Source organism: Acinetobacter beijerinckii CIP 110307, from assembly GCF_000369005.1.
In the GTDB taxonomy this organism is placed as follows: Bacteria; Pseudomonadota; Gammaproteobacteria; order Pseudomonadales; family Moraxellaceae; genus Acinetobacter; species Acinetobacter beijerinckii.
Genome location: NZ_KB849766.1, coordinates 107,046 through 126,151 on the forward strand (window position 1 = coordinate 107,046; position 19,106 = coordinate 126,151).

Genomic DNA, 19,106 nt, shown 5'->3' on the forward strand with positions numbered 1-19,106 from the left:
AGTGCACTAGCAAAATATGGGCAACAAGAACCAAATTGCTCATAAACATTTGAACGTTTATGCCAACTGAACTTACTGAATTTGTAGTGCACTATTCATCCACCAACTGGATAATTAAGCCGCTTGAACTTTGGGCGTAAACTCTTTCACGAAGAAAGGATGTAATGCGCCACCTTCAGACAATAATTTCTTTTCGTAGTACTCAAAATACGCTGAAGCATCATGATCATTCGGATGGAAATCGGTACGTAAATAATCAAAAATTCGACCTTGTGTACTACCAAAAACACCATCTTTAGGACTAAAGATCAACTTCACACCACGTCTTGCATCTTTCCAAAACTTAGCTGTCAGCATTTCTTGTGGTTTACGTAAAATCGGTACCATCGTCGCAGAGAATGGAATCAATCCAAGAATGGTGAAATATGCAAGGAAGAAACCTGAAATACGTAATGCATAGTTACCGTTTAAAGTTTGATAAACATCATAAGCAACGTCTTTATGTTCAGATTCCTCTAACATGTGCCACATCCACAATGCACGTGTTTTAGCATCATCTGAAAAATAGAAATTTTGCTCATGTGCCATCATGTATTCAGCCAACACTGCAGTAAAATGTTCAATTCCAGCCATCATTGAAAGTTTTAATGGTTGTGGGAACTTCAGGAAGATATGCTCAAAGAATTTTTCGCCTAGAAAGCGATACAGTCTCACGGGATAATCCAATTCAACTATTGCATCATTAAATTCATTGTGTAGTTTTGAATGAATAGCTTCTTGACCAATGAGTGAAGTCACTCGTTGCTTTAAAATAGGATCTTTTAATAAATCTCGGTGATGGCGTGCAGTTTCAATCACTAAATCTTCGCCATAAGTCAAAAACACAGACAACGTAGCAAAAAAAATCGTAGCAAACTGATTGTTCATATAGAATGATAAATCAACTTGCTTGCCTTCAAATCCAATCGCCAAATGTCGAATCGGAATGCTTTTTTTACTTGCAAAGTCAATTTGCTCAGTTATTGGGTTAGATTTAAATAAACTTAAACCTTTCTTTAATGTGTTGCTGATCATGGCTACACCTACCTACTTCACTTGAGCGTCATTTGCCCTTAACATTTTTGAATCAGGTTCATCTCTTTTCGTATAACTAAATAATTTTTTGAGTTACGAAAAAATATTCGGGAGATTTTCTTGAACCTAATTTCCTACTACAAACACTGTAAACTGATCTTATGTTCGGATTCAATTCGGGTAAAATTCTATTAACTACATGTAGCAATATTTTCTAAAAAGTATCTTTTTATAAATTAAACTCTATCTCAAATATTTTTAAAAATTTATTTAAATCTATATATTTCAAAATCTTAATTTTAAAATTCAAAATTATTAATATCAAAAAATCATGACTCAATTAGTCAAAAAAATTTTTATTACAGTTTTAAATTAGATATTAAAAACAGTGTAATTTTATTTGTTCGGATTAATAAGAGTATGCTTTCTCTAATTTCAACAGCATGTTAATCTGACAGTATGTTCGGATTTTAATAATAACACTTATGGCAACTCGTAAACCTCGTCAATCTCGCTCGAAAGTTACTGTAGATACCATTATTGAAGCAGGTTTTATTGCTGTTGCAACCAATGGTACCAGTGGTACAACCACTCGCCACATTGCTGATATTGCAGGTGTAAGTGTTGGTTCTTTATATGAATATTTTAAAAATAAAGAAGAAATCTACGATGCCATGGCGAAATCTTTTGTCAAAGAAGTGCTTGATATGGTGAAGGAGCTGACACCCATTATTGTTGAAATGGAGCTAGAACCTTTATTCGAAATGATTTTTTATACTTTCCGCGACTTGCTGACACGTGACAATGATCGCTATCTAATTTGCTTGCGCTATGCAACAGAGCTCAAGTATGAGCGTTATATTGGTCAGATCGAAATGGCGCTTATGGAGGTTCTGATGAAATATATGATGCGCCATCCAAGATATCTCAAAGTGAATAACTTAAGCGTGACAGCCTATATTAGTATTAATAGTAGTATCTTTAATGTGGCACGCCACCTGATTTTACCAAATCCACAAATTACTTTTGATGAAATGGTGAAAGGTTTAAGTAGAATGATCATTTGTTATATTGAAGCAGAATTAGCAGATGCTGAAAAATAGTCATATATCAATATATTAAATCCGAATTTATGACAACTCGCTAAGAATTCACTGCTTATAAATTTTAGTCTTTACCGTGCCGATGAGAATCGGTAAAGATACTATTCGGTTTCTTATTTTCATACTGAATAGAGCCTTGATCTGCAATCGCTCCATGATCCCATTATCAGGGTTAAAAGGCTTCACCACAAAGTCACCAGCGCCAATTCTCTATGCCATCACCTTCTCGATTAGATGCATAACACTCTATTTATGCGATTCAACAAAGTTTGCTGATGCTTGAACAAACTAGATTGAATAATCATATTGAATTGTATAAAGCTTTAGGGGTGGATTATCTCGGCATTCGTAAACGCTTAAGTCTATAATTTGGGCTGATTTTTAAAGATTCAGCCCTTATAGTGTTTAGGTTTAAATCAGAAAATAACAGTTAATCTATGTTTACACTTTCGATTACACCCAGATTCTATGAAACCGATGCTTTTGGACATATCAACAATACCGTGATCACAGGCTGGTTTGAAACAGCACGTGAACCTGTTTTTCGTTTATTCAATCCAAGTATGCAAATCAAAAACCTACCTTTGATTCTGGCTCGGGTTGAAGTCGATTTTGTTGCTCAAATCTATTACGGCGCTGATATCCAAATCAAAACATGGATTGAACAGATTGGCAATTCTTCTTTTATTGTTGCGCATGAAGCTTGGCAAAATGATCACTGTGTTGCCCGTGGCAAAGCTGTTCAGGTGTATTTTGATTTCAGCACGCAAAAATCAAGTCGTATCCCAGATCAATTCCGTGACCAGTTACAACAATATCTGATAAGCCAATAAATATTTTCCGCTGAAATAGACTGATTTATTTCAGCGGATTAAACTTATTCGCCTAAATCTTCGAGAAAATCAAAGGTCGGCACAAAGAATAAGCTGCCTGAAACTGCGGTACTAAAATCAAGTAAACGATCGACATGTCCAGTTTCTTTACCTAAAAACATATTTTCCAGCATGGTTTTGGTGATATTAAAAGAGCGAGAATAGCCAATAAAGAAAGTGCCGTACTCTCCTTCTGTTGGATTGGAAAATGGCATATTGGCTCTTAAGATTTTTAGCTCATTCCCATCCGCATCATGTGCCTTACTAGCCACATTATGTGCGCTTTGTGGTTTGACATCATCGCCAAGCTCAACGTCATCATATTTCTTGCGACCAATGACCTTTTCTTGTTCTTCGGTACTTAAGCCCTTCCACATTTCCATGTTATGTAGGTATTTTTGGATAAACACATAACTGCCACCAAGAAACTCGGCATCTTCTTGGCCGACATAAGCAATCTCTTTGGCAATTTCATGCTCAGGATTCTCGGTCCCATCCACAAAGCCAATAATCGCGCGACCATCAAAGTATCTAAAACCTTTGGTCTCACTAATTGGATAGGTATCCTCTTTTAATTGCTCATGCAGAATTGAGGCGAGTTCATAACAAATTGCCATTTGATTGGCACGAATATGAAAGAATAAATCACCTGCTGTCGCGACCGCAGTATGTCTTGGTCCTTTGATCTCTTGAAATGGGGCTAGTTCTTTCGGCTTATTTAAATCTGGGAACAGCAAATCCCAAGCATTTGAGCCAATCCCCACCGAAGCACTAAAATTACTGTTTGGAAAACGATTGGTTAGACTGCGGACGAACGCAGAAAAATTAGCGAGAAAATCGATTACCCCTGAATGATCAGGATTGGTATTGATTCCAAGTACGATAAATAAAGCATTTTCACCTGAAAGATTATTGATCACAGGTTGATATCTTAAAGGTGTATTCATAATATTTGTGAATAAAAAACTTAATGCTCATATCCTACACAAATCAATGCATTAGAAATCAAGCAAATCACAAATTTTTACTATTATTGCGTGTATAAAACAAAGCTATCACCACGGCAAAAACTGGCTAAGGTGAGATTTAATTGCTTTGCCATGTCAATCGCCATACTGGTCGGAGCAGAAATGGTCGCCAATAATCCAATATTGTATTGCGCACATTTGCGGATCAACTCATAACTGGCGCGACTGGTCATCACTACAAAACCTTCAGTAACATCGAGTTTTTGCTCTGCCAAATAACCCAATAATTTATCCAATGCATTATGCCGCCCAACATCTTCAAATAATGCTACGATCTGCCCTTTCACCACCCATGCTGCGGCGTGTGCTCCACCCGTAAGCGCAGTGATTTTTTGTCCCACTTTAAGTTGGGCGATCGCATTGGGAATCTGATTTAACCATGTTGATGGCACTTGGGTACTGACCGCAGGTAGATTTGCATAGAGTTGATTGAGACTCTTAATGCCACATAAGCCACAGCCTGTGCGCCCCACCATCATCCTTCGCTGTTCTTTTAAAGCCATAAAAGCACGAGATGAGATAGTCATGTCCACTTCAATCCCCAGTTCATTTTGACGAATATCGAGTGAATACAACTCGTTTAAACTTTGCAAAATACCTTCAGATAAACTAAAACCCTTGGCAAACACCTCAAAATCAGACGGCGTTGCCATCATCACCGCATGAGAAATTCCATTGTAAATCATTGCAACAGGATACTCTTGAACAATATAGTCCATTTCATTTTCATACATATCCTGATGAAAACGATGTACTTGCATCGTTTCGTAGCCGCGTATTTTTGTATCCACCTTTAACCTCATTTATGCGCTTGATTCAAGAAAATAGATGATGAATCAACTACGCACTCCCCACTCGTTCATTGGCATGTTCAGGATCAACCTCAACTGCTAAGTTAAAATGCGCGGGAGCTTGTCCTGCATGAAGAATCACAGGAACACTTTTTGATGCTGGAATCTTAGCGTATTTATCATGACTACTTAATGCGACGAGTGGATTGGTTTCAGGATAATAAGCCGCCAGACTGCCTTGTGGAATGTTATAAGGTACGATGCGGAAACTATGTACAATCCGTTTAACCCCATCTGAGAATACACTTTCAATATCGACCCATTGATCAGCCTCAAAACCTGCCTCATCAATATCTGTTTGGTTCATAAACAGGACACGTCGCTGCCCATACACCCCGCGATAACGATCATCTAAACCATATAATGTCGTATTGTATTGATCGTGAGAACGAGTCGTCATCAAGGTATATACTTTGCGCTCACTATAGGCTGCTGCATATTGATTTTCTTTATCTTCATAGACTTCTGCCAATGGCGTAATCATGAATTGTGCTTTGCCACTTGGCGTATTCCACACATGCTGATTGGCAGGATGTTCTAAGTGAAAACCACTCGGTTGGTAGACTCGTTGATTAAAGTCATGAAACTCATCGAAGACATCGGCAATCGAGTCACGAATACGATCATAGCTATCGATATACCAACGCCATTTGACTTGACTGTTAGGCAAAGCAGCTGCTGCCATACGGGCTACAATATCAGGTTCAGATAAGATATTTTCAGAGATCGGAGGATTACGTCCTGCTGAAAGATGCACATTCGACATCGAATCTTCTACTGAAATTGCTTGTGGCCCATGCATTTGCATATCAACTTCTGTACGCCCTAAACACGGCAGCATCAAAGCATCTTTACCACAAACCAAATGGCTACGATTCAACTTAGTTGTGATATTGACGGTTAAATTACAACGGCGTAATGCCTCTTGGGTATAAGGCGTATCAGGTGTAGCAACTGCAAAGTTTCCACCCAAACCAATAAAGACTTTTACATCGCCTTCGTACATCGCCTTTATGGTATCGACAACGCCAAAACCATGTTTACGCGGTGATTTAATCCCAAAGACACGATCAATGCTATCCAAGAGTTTATCACTTGGATTTTCATTAATTCCCATAGTACGATCACCTTGCACATTACTGTGACCACGTACTGGACATAAGCCTGATCCTGGACGACCAATATGCCCTCGAGCCAACATTAAATTGGAGAGCATATGAATATTGGCTGTGCCATGCCGATGTTGGGTAATCCCCATACCCCAACAGAAAATTGCCGTTTTCGCATCTAGATACATCTGAGCAATCGATTCTAAATGTTCAGCTGAAAGTCCCGTATGCTTATGAATTTCAGACCACGCTGTACTATCAATCTCAGCTAACATTTCATCAAAACCAATTGTATTCATCTCAATAAAATTACGATCAAAAACGCTTGGCTTTGCTTTAGCAAGTGCTTTGTTATCCCACTCCAGCAAATGCTTCATCACCCCAAACATCAGGGCATAGTCACCCCCAATTTTAGGCTGGAAGTAATAACGACTAATTGGCGTACTGCCATTGGTCATCATTTCCAGTGGTGCTTGTGGATCTTGGAACCGTTCCAATCCACGCTCTTTGATTGGATTAATGGCAACAATATTACCGCCTCGTCGAGAGACTTCTCTTAAGGTTGCTAACATGCGTGGATGATTTGTACCGGGATTATGTCCAAAACTAAAGATCGCATCCGCCAAATCAAAGTCATCTAAAATGACAGTGCCTTTACCTAAACCAATTGTATCTTTTAAACCGACACTGGTAGTTTCATGGCACATATTGGAACAATCAGGAAAGTTATTGGTTCCGAAGCTTCTCACAAAAAGCTGATATAAAAAGGCTGCTTCGTTACTAGCACGACCAGACGTATAAAAAGCAGCTTGATCAGGATGATCGAGTGCTTGTAGATGTTTGGCAATCAACTGAAAAGCCTCATCCCAACAAATCGGCACATATTTATCTGTCACAGGATCGTAACGCATAGGGTCAGTTAAGCGTCCGAGATCTTCCAAATAAAAATCACTTTGTTCAGCGAGCCAACTCACAGTATGCTGCGCAAAAAAATCAGGTGTGACCGTTTTACTGGTTGCCTCAAATGCAACGGCTTTGGCACCGTTTTCACAAAAGTTAAAGGCATGCGCATCTTTTTTCTCAGGCCAAGCACAACCCGGACAATCAAAACCTGTAGGCTGATTTATGTTAAGTAATGTGATTGAACCTTTCTTTAAAATATCTTGTCTTTTGAGATTACGAGCAACACTGAGTAATGCTCCCCAACCACCCGCAGGTTGAGTATAAGGTTCGATTCTGGCGTAGCTCGTATTTGCTTGCTTATGAATGGTTTGTTCTGAGTCGTCCATCATGTTGCCCTCATCTGAGCTATTCTTAAAAATTATTAGCATTAGGATTAACACGATTTTTTATTCTTTTCTATTCTTGATTTGTCTAATTAAGCATCTAAAAATCAAGCCCAGATGAACTAGGCTTGATCAAGTTTTACAATACCAATATTGGTTTTTATTATTCCCCAGCCAAAGAGCATTCGAAATTTGTTTTATCTATTGAACAACGCGCTTTTTTTAATACAGACATCATACCTGCATCGTAAATACCTCTCTGCGTCAACTCAATACGACCATCACGCATCATTTTTTGATATTTCAATTTATCTTCCGGCGTAAGATTCATTTTGTATTTTGCAGAAATTTCAGCCTCAAGACGCTTGATCGTAGCGAAGACTTTTGGAAGCTGTTTGACTGACCAATCACGAGATTTCTGACCAAAACCTGCTGGAAACCTTTCAGGACGTATGACTAAGTTTGCCGTCACTTGCAGTACAGGAAAATTATACATAACACCATTTGTACCTAAGCCCTTGCTAAGCTCCAATGGTTTATAGGCATACGCTGGCGCACCAATCATATCCACCTGACCATTATTAAATTTAGCAGCGAAGTTAGAAATATCCGAAAGTACTGCTTGCGCACCAACACGTTGTACAATCAATTTTTGTGCATCGTCATACCCCAATACCGCAAATTTTTTCCCTGCAGCTTTTTCAATTGAGTTGATACTTTTGTCACGGACAAAGATATATGCTGAACCTAATGGAGAAATACCGACGACTTCATATTTATTGCCAGCTAAATTTGTGGTCATTTTCGCTGCATTACGCGGGTCAGATACGAAAGTAATGGCACGTTTCGCAATCTCATCACTGGGTACACCACCAAGTGAATCAATCGAACCGACAAATTTATTATATGGACGGGCACGCATTGAGGTCATTGCCACACCCGCACATTTCCCTGCTTTAAAATTGTTGTCGGCAACTTGCTCATCAGTAATGGCAAGAAGATTAACATCAGCACCCCAACCTTTTGCTGCCAGTGCCCAGTCTTGCATCATTTTATAAGCCTCTCCAGACTTTCCTAAAATATCAAACACACAAACGTCAATTGCTGCTTGGGTCGAAGCAGAGACACTCAAAATTGAAGTTGTTGCGATAGCAAGTGCGATTTTTTTCATAAGTTCTTCCTTTGACAAACGTATCGTTTGATTTCCACATGACGACTACATTAAGTTTTTTTGATCGCTAATTTATGGCTTGATTCATATTTATCAGACGAAATAAACACATTTTTTCATTTACTTAGCATTTGAACCGCTGGAGAGCGTGCTAAATAATCCAAAGCTTGTTGTGTATTTCCCTCTGTTTCAGGATGAAATTTTGGTGATAACCAACGTACTGTTGTTTTAAGTAAAAATGTCAGCGTAGGACCATTATCTGTTTGTTTTGCTTGTCGATGATATTTGCTAAGTAATCCAACTAATGTCCGATTAGCAATTTTCTGAACGGCTTGATCAGGATCTTGCTTTCCAAGTTTGCGCCCTACATCAGCAAGAACATAAATGAAAATAGGAAAGACAAGCAGCATTAAAAACTGACGATATAAATAAAAAAACACTTTATTTGGCATCATTTCTTTAAATAAATCAAAAGCTACACTTCGATGCTCAACCTCTTCAGCCAAATGCCAACGAAACATATCTGCAATGACTGGATCTGCTTTGTCCCAAGACTTATTGTCCATACACCACTGACCAAGCGCACCTGTAAAATGTTCGATCGCTGCAACTACACCCACTCTAGTGACTAACCAGAAATGTTCTAATGGCTTTAACTCTAAGGCTTTAATACCTAAAGGACTTTCACCAAGTAAGACACCGAAAATCCAATTAATTTTTTTTAAAGCAGGATCAAGATCATAACCATGTTGAATAAGAAACTCTTGTGCACTCTGATGTGCTCGAGCATGAGTTGCTTCTTGACGAATAAATCCTTTTACATCATCGATTAAAACTGGATGATGAATGTAAGGAAGTGTCTTGTTATAAACACGACAAAACCAAAACTCACCTGCGGGCAAGATTAGATTTATTCCATTAATCAGATGCGAACAAACAGGATCATTTGGAATCCACTGCACAGGAGAATTAGAAAAATCAAACTTAACTGCTCTTGCGACCAGCTTGTGATGTTGAACAATCGCGTTCATATTGACCTCTACTTACAATCTAGGTTTATAACGTCTAAATATTTGAAATTAAAAAAAATTACTACTCACCACTTAAAGAACATTCAAAATTTGTTCTTTCGACCGTACAACGCGCACGCTTTAAAACACTCATCATTAATGGATCATAAATGCCTAATTTTGTGAGTTCTATTCGTCCATCTCTCAACATTTGCTGATAGCGGCGGGTATCTTCTGATGAAAGAGATTGTTTATATTTCGCAGGAATTTCCGCTTCTAATCGTGCAATCGTGGCAAAATTTTTCGGCAGTTGTTTAATTGCCCAATCACGTGATTTCAGACCAAAACCAGCTGGAAATTTTTCAGGACGGATAATGATGTCTCCCGTTAGATTGATCACTGGGAAATTAAACATTGCACCCTGAGTACCTAGCCCTTTGGCTATTTCTAATGGCTTATAGGCATATGCTGGTGCGGCAATCACATCGACTTGTTTATTATTAAATTTTTTTGCAAAATCTGATATTTCTGAAGGCACTCCCACCAAATCTAGACGTTCTACAATCATTTTTTGCGCTTGGTCATAATGTAAATAAGCAAATTTTTTGCCTTTACCTTTCTCAATCGTATTTATATTTTTATCTCGTACAAACACATACGCTAAACCAATTTGAGCAATCGCAGCGACTTCAAACGCTTCGCCATTAATACGAGAAACCATTCGATTTTTATTACGCGAATCCAATACATAACTAATTGCTTTTTTGGCAATTGAATTACTGGTAATCGCACCTAATGCATCAATTGATCCTGCAAATTTATTGTATTTACGCGCTCGCATTGATGTCATAGAGACACCATCACATTTACCTGCTTCAAAGTCGCTTTGTGCTTTTGCCTCATCTTGATATGGCATCAAATTAAGATCAGCATTCCAAGATTTAGCTGCTAAAGACCATTCTTCTACCATTTTGTACGACTCACCTGCTTTTCCAAGCAAATCAAATACGCATATATCAATTTTTGCCTGTGCATTTGTTGATAAAACTGTAATGAAGGCTGCAATCAAAATTCCTTTTTTCATGACTCATCCTAATATTATTTTTAATCTAAGCACCCAAATCGAAAGTGATCATTAAGCTGTGTAACGAAGCAATCGCTTAAGATTTATTGAGGCTATTTTTAAATAAAAAAAAATGCTGTAATAGTTCATAGCAAGCCATTTTGGTATCATTTTCCGACATTGCTTTTATGAAACTGAACAAAGAAATAGAAAAAACTGTTCCGGGTACATACATCGCCTTAATGGTCGATGTCGTTTCGCGTTGGGATATTTCAGCAGATGAAATTCTAAAAGGATCAGGTTTTAACACGGAGCAATTGTTGCAACCCTTATGGCGTGCAGATGCGAAAACTGTAATGGGTATCCTGCGACGAGCGCTTGATATTACCCAAGTGCCTGCATTGGAATTTGGTTTTTATTTAGGTATGCAAATGACCATTACATGTCACGGTCTAATGGGCATGACCGCAATGTTGGCAAGCGATGTCAGACAAGCCTTAAATATCGCTCAAGAGTTTATTTCTCTGCAATCCAGCATTCATACCATCAAACTTGAAGTCTTAGATGATCGCGCTGTAATTATCTTCGAGCAAACCGATGCATATTATCTTGATGAAGTCATTCAAATTGCTTTATTGATTGGATTTGCTCAAATGGGGAAAACAATTTCTGGACAAGAGCTGAGAGGTTTTGCAGATGTTCAGTTTAGTAAACCCGACTATTTTGACAAATTACTTCCCTTGATTCCTGGTGAGGTAAGATTTGATCGTCCAGCTACACGATTAGAATTTGATAGCGAAATATTAAACCTTCCACTGCTCCACTCTGATGCGATAGCAGAGCGACTCGCACGAGAAGAATGTAAATCTCAACTGCGTAAATTACTCAATCAAGATAGTTTCACCAGTTTTGTTCAGGATTTGATTTACGATGAAGCGATGGGCATTAGCTCACTCACTGATATTCTACAAAAGGCACAAATTTCTGAGCGCAGCTTACAGCGCAAATTAGAAAGTGAAGGAACGAGTTTTAGAGCACTTGTAGATAAAATACGATGTGAAAAAGCGATTCAACTATTGAAAAATCCGAACCTATCTCTTGAGATGATTGCTGAACATTTAGGCTATACAAACTCAAAAAATTTCTCTCGTGCATTTAAACGTTGGACAACAACCTCTCCAAGACGCTTTGAATAAAAAAACTTACTGATTACAGCTCAAATAATCAGTAAGTGAGTGAAAACAATATTTTATTGTTCTTTATTATTTATTTGATGACATATTGTGCTGAACTTGATTGATATTCTGCTTCTGTTGTGACGGCATATAATCTGGTTGATTACTGACTGCGAGAAAGAAGAAAACTAAAAATAAGCAACCGAGTAAAATACTGATTCCAACGACTAAATAAGGAAATTTTGACTGCTCTTGAGACATATCGTCTACTCCTATTTAAATACAAATATTCAGCTCTTAAATGTTTAAATCATGGATAAGGTTTTATAACTTGATCCATTTTGGATTCGGGTTTGCATGTATTCGGCATACACAGATAACTTTTCAAAAATATGTTCCGAATAAAACATATCTTCAATCAAATGGGCTGCCTGCATTTCACTAAATTGACCAACCTGAGAAATGAGTTTTGCGTTTAAATGTGAAAACAATGTACAAATATTTCGATGAAAATCATCTTTGTTTTTAAACAACAATTTCCGAGTATTTAACATTTCATCCTTTACAATACTTTCTTCACAAACTGTCTGAATGACACTAATCTTTATCCCCAAGAAATCTTGCAACTGTTGAAGCTGCTGATGATTTATCACAGATGATGTGATCAAAAAAATTTGTGAAATATCTGATCTGCACAGTGCTTTAACCAAACTCCTGAACAGAAAGTCATCTTGGTCGTTTGGTTCATCCACAACGTCAATATAAACTTTCAGACTTTGCAGCAAATCTACAACATCAAACTTCACTCTTTTTTCCGCCTGATAATATTGATTTAAAATCTTTAGCACCGACGCTGAGTTGAGGGTGGTATAAATCACGGGAAGATTTAAATTGGCAAGTACAAATGGCGCAAATAAATATGCTAGATTCTGATCATTGTCATGAATTTGTGCTTGAGCAATATAGGTGACTTTTTCCTTAGCGAAACCTCTTAAAACCTTTGCTCTTAATAAAGTTGCCTCAAGATTGACATATTCAAAATGTAATTGAGCTTGTATCGATTGTGAAGGCTCACTAGATTGAAAAATCTGAGTGATCGCATTCAGCTCTTTTGTTTCAAACATCGATATACGCCCTTTTCCAATCGAATCATGATTTATAAACACTTCAATCTAAAATTTTGAATAAGATTGAAATCGTTGATGCTGTTATTTTGATCGTTCTTTTAATTATTAAATAGCTACAGAGTTTGCTTAAAAAAATATAACAGATGATCCTAATTATCCAAATCTGTTATAAAATCAACATAGATTTTCATTTTTAATAAAAGCAGATATTACTAAGGCTGCAAACTTTATGTATAAGTCAGAACAGTTAGCACAGAACCTAAAATTACTGATCGAAAATGGTACTTGGAAGGTGCATAGCAAACTTCCCTCTCTGCGTGAGCAAGTACAACGTTCAGGTTTTAGCTTGATCACAGTGATGAATGCTTACCAAGAATTAGAGTCGCAAGGATTAATTTATTCAAAAGAAAAATCAGGTTATTTTGTCGCTGAGCAAGTAACAACTCAAATTCCACAAACGCACGCTGTTGTAGCATTGAATCCCAAAATTGAAATTAACTCTTTGGTGTTTAAATATCTAAAATCAATTCAATCCAAACATATCAGCCCACTAGGCTCGGCATTTCCTGACAGTCAGTTACTCTATCCACCCAAGCTGATTCAAATCATGGGGCAACTCTCCCGTAATCGACATAGTTATGACCAAACCACCAATCTTCCACCCGGAAATCTGGAACTTCGGAAACTGATCGCCCAACGCTATTGTATGCAAGGTATACCAACCGATGCGGATGATATTGTCATCACTTCTGGCGGCTTGGAAGCACTCAATCTTTCCTTACAAGCGATCACCCAACCCGGTGATTATATTCTATTGCAGCAAACCATTTTTTATGGTGCTTGGCAGGCAGCCGAACGTTTAGGATTAAAAGTTATTACACTGCCTGAACATCCGCAGCATGGTTTTGATATTGAAGCGTTTGAACAAGTAATTCAGACGTATCCTATCAAAGTCTGCTGGTTTATGCTCAATGCACACAATCCAATTGGCTTTACGGTCAGTGATGAAATCAAATATAAAATTGCTCAACTTTTGCATGAACATCAAATTCATTTAATTGAAGATGATGTCTATGAAGAATTGTTTTACGGCAGTCAAAAACCACTTCCAATGAAGTATTTCGATCAACAGAATTTGGTATTGCACTGCTCTTCTTTCTCGAAAACTTTAGGTTCTGGTTTTAGAATGGGCTGGGTCTATGCAGGTAAGTTCTCAGAGCACATCCAACATTTACAACTGATGAGTACAATTTCTGCAAATGCGCTCATTCAAAATGCCCTCGTTGAATTTTTATCACATCATCATTATGAAAAGCATTTAAGAATGCTTAGACGTGCACTAGAGAAAAATAAAAAACAATTTTTCCAATATCTAAAACAACATTTACCCGAAGGCTGCAAGGTATATAATTATCCAAGTGGTTATTTTCTTTGGATTCAACTGCCTGATAAAGTCAGTAGTATGCAAGTCTATGAACAGCTGATTCAACAACAGGTGGGCGTTGCGCCAAGCCCTTTATTTAATGTGTTGCCCTCACATCAACATTTTATTCGTATGAATTGTTCCTTTGAATGGACAGAACAGATTCAACATGCCGTAGATCAGTTTGTGAAAATCATTGATAATAGATTATTAAAACCAAGTACCTGATTTTAAAAATATTAAATTTAAATTCTTAGCAACCCCATTAGAAAACCATTTAAAAATTAATACTAATGATTAGGAAATTAATAATTTATACTCATCTAAAATTTTACCATTAACAAATAACAAAAAATCTTGTAGAGAAAACCTCAGATTTTCTGATAAATAAATGGAATCATAACTTTCCAAAAGTTGTGTTATTTCATCTATAAATTTAATTAAATCTATATTTTCAATAAAAAAATCATTTTCATTATTAGAGTTATCAATTAAATCACGAAATACAGGCATATTTTCTAATTGCGCACAATTAATTTGTGAGAAAAATGCACTAAAGCTGCCTAAATAAAATGATTTTATATCATCCTGTTTATTATAAATAATAATAGCAATCCCCATTCTTAGATACTCTCAATAAAAAACCTTAATAAATTTTTAATAACCAAAAAATTATTAAAAATATAAAATTAATTCACTATAGATAAACACCTTTTCCGATACTGACTTGGTGTTTCTCCAAATGTCTTTTTAAAGGCACGGATAAAATTGGTCGCTTCTTCATAGCCAACAATACTTGCAATATCCTGAATGCTATATTGTTTTTGTTGCAGCATTTTTTTAGCTTCGGTAAATCGCACATCAGCTAAAATCTGTAAAAAAGTCGTCCCTTGCGCCTGTAAATGTCTTTTTAGAGTTCGTTCAGACATATTCAAATGTTCAGCAATCATGGGCAATGTGGGATAACCATTGCTTGAGTTATACAATAATTCTGAGCGGATACTTTTCTGTAAATCCCTTATATTTTCTTTAACCAATCGCCCTTTATCATTTTCACAATACAAAAGTGCCTGCTGAAAAGAAACTTGATCAGCATTTTTATTTTTGCAGTTAAGGAAGAATTTAGGGAAACGAAGCCCATTTCTTTTTTGACTAAAATGTATTTTAACTTTTGAAAGCTCAATACATTGGTAATCATCGCTTTCTTCCCAATCAAGAAAGACTTCACTCTGTGCAATCAGCTCTTTTGAAAACAAACTTAAGAAATGAATTGCTCCAAAGATCAAACATTCGACTAGAAAAGATCGTAGTTGCGCTGATTGTTGCTCATCACCCAATCTAACAGGATGTACATCATTTAAATAAACATATACAAAATTTTCATCTACAGTCCATTCAGGTGTGAAATTCTGAATCCTAGTACAGAAATACTGCTGACAGAGAGTCAAAGCAGTTTCAACATCAGCGCAACTTAAAAATGCAAAGCCCAATGCCCCATGTGAAGTAGGACGAAGTTTGAGTCCATACTCAATGCCCAAACGATGATTACCTGTGAGTTGTAATGCATTCACCACCAACTTAGACCACTGATGAGCACTCATTTTGGCATCAGCATGTTTCATAGCTGCTAGAACCAACCCTGTATTATGTAAAACCGTTTGATTCTCGATGCCATATGCTTCAGTAATTTCTAATAATACATGAGCATAAGAAACTGAAATGTTTTCTTGAAACAGCCCAAAAGGATCACGCATTGCACATCCAGTGTCCTAAAATGATTATTAATATGGCATAGTCTACCCTATTGGGCGAGAAGTTTATTCTGAATAATCAGTCATAAATGAATGAATAAACTTAGAGGAATTGCTTAAATGGCAAGCCTACATCTCGACAAACAACAATCCATTTATGTGCTGACATTAATCAACGGCGATCAGGAAAATGCGCTCAACAAAGACGTTTTGGATGAATATATTTCGGTTTTTGATGAAATTGAAAACGATAAAAATAACGCGAGCCTGATTATTCGAAGTGATCATCACAAAACATTTTGTAATGGATTAGATCTTGCATGGTTAATGCAGCAATCTATCGAAGATAAAAAAGTATTTACTTCACAACTAGAAGATATGTTACTTCGCTTAGCATTATTGAATCTCCCTGTCATTGCTGAAATCAATGGCAATGCTTATGCAGGCGGTGCAATCTTAGCAACAGCTTGTGACTTTAGATTTATGCGGTCAGATAAAGGTCGATTCTGTTTTCCTGAAATAAAACTGACCATTCCTTTTACCGATATTATTGCAGAGATTGTCCAATTGCTACCTAATCAATATGCAACTTGGGAAATGTCGTTAACAGGCAAATCGATGACAGGCGTTGAATGTTTACAAGCTCAAGTCGTGAGCCAAATACATTCTGTTGAATCTTTACCGACCGAGACTTTAAGATTTGCAGAAGATATGTCACAGAAACATCGCCTGACCTATGCCGTAATTAAACGTCAATTACGCCATCGAATTGTAGAAATTGCCAAACAACGCCAGTTATATGATGCTGAAAAATTTGCACACCCTTTCATGATCTAATTCAACGGTTACAACAATTCAAATTTAGGAAATATCAATGAATAATATGCAAGGAAGAACTGTTTTTATTACCGGTGGAAGTCGTGGTATTGGTCGAGCAATTGCATTAAAGGCAGCCCAAGCCGGTGCGAATGTCGTGATTGCAGCAAAGACTGCTGTCGAGACGGCCAAACTCTCAGGCACGATTTATAGTGTAGCGGAAGAAATTGAAGCTGAGGGAGGCAAAGCACTTCCACTTATTTTAGATGTACGCGATGAGCAACAAATTCATTCTGCTATTCAACAAACAGTTGAAACTTTTGGTGGATTGGATGTGCTTATCAATAATGCAGGCGCGATCGCTCTCACTGGTGTTGAATCAACTTCACTGAAACAATATGATTTGATCCAGACCATCAATCACAGAGCAACATTTATCTGTGCTCAAGCAGCATTGCCTTACTTAAAAAAATCTTCAAATCCGCATATTTTAAGTTTGTCTCCACCAGTCAATATGTCACCGAAATGGTTGGGGATGCTCTCGCCTTATGCGCTGTCAAAGTATGGTATGACCATTCTGACTTTAGGTATGGCTGAGGAATTTCGTCACTATAGTATTTCATGTAATACGCTATGGCCCGAAACTTATATTGCGACTGCTGCTGTTTCAAAAAATCTAGGCGAAGAGAATACATTACATGTAAGTCGCAAACCTGAAATTATGGCAGATGCAGCTTATACAATTTATACGACCAATCGCGGTGAGCTGACTGGTCAGAGTTTAACTGATGAGCAAGCTCTAGCAAGAATTGGAATTACTGATCTTAGAAGTTATGCATGTATTGAAGGTAACACTCAACTACAAAAAGATTTCTTTTTAGACTAACACCAACACAAAAAAGCGACCTTAAAACTATAGTTTTAAGGTCGCTTAAAGTTATTTCACCCGTATTAACCCGGGAAAATACCACGCTCTTTACGTGCTTTTAAAATACGCTCACAACCTAAAATAAAGGCTGCTGTACGTAAAGTACATTCTTTCTCGCTTGATTTATGCCATACATCATTAATGGCTTGAATCATCAACTTATCCAGTCTTTCATTAATTTCTTCTTCAGACCAGAAGTAGCTCGACATATCTTGAACCCATTCAAAGTAAGATACCGTTACACCACCTGCGTTACAGATCACATCAGGAACAACAGTAATACCACGTTGAACTAAAACATCATCTGCTTCTGGGAATGTTGGACCGTTCGCACCTTCAAGCACTAACTTCGCAGTTAACTTTTGAGCACGTTCAACTGTGATTTGGCTTTCCAATGCAGCAGGGATCAAGATATCCATTTCTACATTCCAGAACTCTTCATCACTGATTACTTGCGCACCAGCAAAACCACCCACACCTTGATGCGTTTCCATGTGAGTTTTTAATGCAGCAAGATCGATCCCTTCAGGATTGAAAATCGTACCAGTGTGATCTTGAATCGTCACAATGATCGATTTCGAATCAGCAAACAAATATGCAGCTTCGCTACCTACGTTACCAAACCCTTGAACTGCGATTTTTGCACCATCTAAAGGTAATTTGATTTTTTCAGCAACTTGTTGGCCTGTGATAAATACGCCACGGCCTGTCGCTTTGATACGACCAAGAGAACCACCGAGATGTACAGGTTTACCCGTTACAACACCAGTCACAGTATGACCTTGACCAGATGAATAGGTATCCATGATCCAACCCATCACGTTTGGATTGGTACCCACGTCTGGTGCAGGAATATCTTTTTGTGGGCCAATAATATGGCTGATTTCACTGGTATAACGACGTGTTAAGCGTTCTAATTCACGTGGTGAAAGTTGACGTGGGTCAACACGGATGCCACCTTTTGCACCGCCAAATGGTAAATTTACCACCGCAGTTTTAATTGTCATCCATGCAGAAAGTGCCATTACTTCATTTAAATCTACATCTGGGTGATAGCGAATACCGCCTTTACCCGGACCACGTGACAAGTTGTGTTGTACACGATAACCTTCAAAATGACGAATTGTGCCATCGTCCATAACAATTGGCACGTCAACAATCAAAGCACGTTTTGGGCGCTTCAATGTGTCAACATAGTCTTGTAAACCATCTAGATATGGAGCAACACGCTCGATCTGTTCAAGATAAGTTGCCCATGGGCCTTCATTTTGAGAGACATAAGATAAATTAGACATGTTTTAACCTTTTGATGAATTCAC

The 19,106-nt window shown here is 37.5% G+C and carries 18 protein-coding genes; 6 read left to right on the top strand and 12 right to left on the bottom strand.

Going from position 1 to position 19,106, the window contains the following annotated elements; translation table 11 throughout:
• Positions 1–114: 114 nt before the first annotated feature.
• Positions 115–1,074 (bottom strand): metal-dependent hydrolase, encoded by a 960-nt coding sequence (locus tag F933_RS13660; RefSeq protein ID WP_005062132.1) that lies wholly within the window; start codon positions 1,072–1,074, stop codon positions 115–117.
• A 485-nt stretch (positions 1,075–1,559) separates the two neighbouring features.
• On the opposite strand from F933_RS13660, the gene F933_RS13665 reads away from it, so the two are divergent.
• On the top strand, positions 1,560–2,177 hold the full coding sequence (locus F933_RS13665) for a TetR/AcrR family transcriptional regulator (RefSeq protein WP_005054412.1): 618 nt from the start codon (positions 1,560–1,562) through the stop codon (positions 2,175–2,177).
• A gap of 437 nt (positions 2,178–2,614) precedes the next feature.
• Positions 2,615–3,010, top strand: coding sequence for an acyl-CoA thioesterase (locus tag F933_RS13670; protein ID WP_005062133.1), 396 nt, complete (start codon positions 2,615–2,617; stop codon positions 3,008–3,010).
• Between the two features lie 44 nt (positions 3,011–3,054).
• Here F933_RS13670 and F933_RS13675 read toward each other — a convergent pair whose 3' ends face one another.
• From F933_RS13675 to F933_RS13700, 6 genes are all read right to left on the bottom strand, one after another.
• On the bottom strand, positions 3,055–3,996 hold the full coding sequence (locus tag F933_RS13675) for a Dyp-type peroxidase (protein WP_005062135.1): 942 nt from the start codon (positions 3,994–3,996) through the stop codon (positions 3,055–3,057).
• An 83-nt stretch (positions 3,997–4,079) separates the two neighbouring features.
• Positions 4,080–4,868: a formate dehydrogenase accessory sulfurtransferase FdhD gene (gene fdhD, locus F933_RS13680; protein ID WP_005062137.1), complete on the bottom strand. Its 789-nt coding sequence runs from the start codon at positions 4,866–4,868 to the stop codon at positions 4,080–4,082.
• A gap of 49 nt (positions 4,869–4,917) precedes the next feature.
• Entirely contained in the window at positions 4,918–7,326 is a 2,409-nt protein-coding gene (locus F933_RS13685; RefSeq protein ID WP_167539096.1) for an FdhF/YdeP family oxidoreductase, read from the bottom strand.
• A 160-nt stretch (positions 7,327–7,486) separates the two neighbouring features.
• Positions 7,487–8,494: a putative solute-binding protein gene (locus F933_RS13690; protein ID WP_005062150.1), complete on the bottom strand. Its 1,008-nt coding sequence runs from the start codon at positions 8,492–8,494 to the stop codon at positions 7,487–7,489.
• A gap of 116 nt (positions 8,495–8,610) precedes the next feature.
• Complete coding sequence (locus F933_RS13695; protein WP_005054421.1) at positions 8,611–9,525, bottom strand: metal-dependent hydrolase; 915 nt, start codon at positions 9,523–9,525, stop codon at positions 8,611–8,613.
• Positions 9,526–9,586: 61 nt separating this feature from the next.
• Positions 9,587–10,588, bottom strand: a complete 1,002-nt coding sequence (locus tag F933_RS13700) for a putative solute-binding protein (RefSeq protein WP_005062151.1) — start codon at positions 10,586–10,588, stop codon at positions 9,587–9,589.
• Positions 10,589–10,755: 167 nt separating this feature from the next.
• On the opposite strand from F933_RS13700, the gene F933_RS13705 reads away from it, so the two are divergent.
• Positions 10,756–11,763, top strand: a complete 1,008-nt coding sequence (locus F933_RS13705; RefSeq protein ID WP_005062152.1) for a helix-turn-helix domain-containing protein — start codon at positions 10,756–10,758, stop codon at positions 11,761–11,763.
• A 66-nt stretch (positions 11,764–11,829) separates the two neighbouring features.
• On the opposite strand, the gene F933_RS17290 is transcribed toward F933_RS13705, so the two are convergent.
• Entirely contained in the window at positions 11,830–12,003 is a 174-nt protein-coding gene (locus F933_RS17290) for a cbb3-type cytochrome oxidase assembly protein (protein WP_005054427.1), read from the bottom strand.
• A gap of 44 nt (positions 12,004–12,047) precedes the next feature.
• The gene (locus F933_RS13710; RefSeq protein ID WP_005062153.1) at positions 12,048–12,866 is read right to left on the bottom strand and encodes a hypothetical protein; all 819 of its coding nucleotides are present in this window, start codon (positions 12,864–12,866) and stop codon (positions 12,048–12,050) included.
• A gap of 232 nt (positions 12,867–13,098) precedes the next feature.
• Here F933_RS13710 and F933_RS13715 point away from each other — a divergent pair, with 232 nt between their 5' ends.
• A complete protein-coding gene (locus F933_RS13715; protein ID WP_005062159.1) occupies positions 13,099–14,520 on the top strand; it encodes an aminotransferase-like domain-containing protein in 1,422 nt (473 codons plus the stop codon).
• 69 nt (positions 14,521–14,589) lie between these two features.
• On the opposite strand, the gene F933_RS13720 is transcribed toward F933_RS13715, so the two are convergent.
• Positions 14,590–14,913 (bottom strand): hypothetical protein, encoded by a 324-nt coding sequence (locus F933_RS13720; RefSeq protein WP_005062165.1) that lies wholly within the window; start codon positions 14,911–14,913, stop codon positions 14,590–14,592.
• Between the two features lie 68 nt (positions 14,914–14,981).
• On the bottom strand, positions 14,982–16,046 hold the full coding sequence (locus tag F933_RS13725; RefSeq protein ID WP_005062168.1) for an AraC family transcriptional regulator: 1,065 nt from the start codon (positions 16,044–16,046) through the stop codon (positions 14,982–14,984).
• Between the two features lie 117 nt (positions 16,047–16,163).
• Here F933_RS13725 and F933_RS13730 point away from each other — a divergent pair, with 117 nt between their 5' ends.
• Both F933_RS13730 and F933_RS13735 read left to right on the top strand, forming a co-directional pair.
• Positions 16,164–16,880 (top strand): enoyl-CoA hydratase/isomerase family protein, encoded by a 717-nt coding sequence (locus tag F933_RS13730; RefSeq protein WP_005062170.1) that lies wholly within the window; start codon positions 16,164–16,166, stop codon positions 16,878–16,880.
• A 37-nt stretch (positions 16,881–16,917) separates the two neighbouring features.
• Entirely contained in the window at positions 16,918–17,745 is an 828-nt protein-coding gene (locus tag F933_RS13735; protein WP_005062172.1) for an SDR family oxidoreductase, read from the top strand.
• A gap of 65 nt (positions 17,746–17,810) precedes the next feature.
• Here F933_RS13735 and F933_RS13740 read toward each other — a convergent pair whose 3' ends face one another.
• On the bottom strand, positions 17,811–19,082 hold the full coding sequence (locus F933_RS13740; protein ID WP_005054442.1) for a Glu/Leu/Phe/Val family dehydrogenase: 1,272 nt from the start codon (positions 19,080–19,082) through the stop codon (positions 17,811–17,813).
• Between the last annotated feature and the right edge of the window lie 24 nt (positions 19,083–19,106).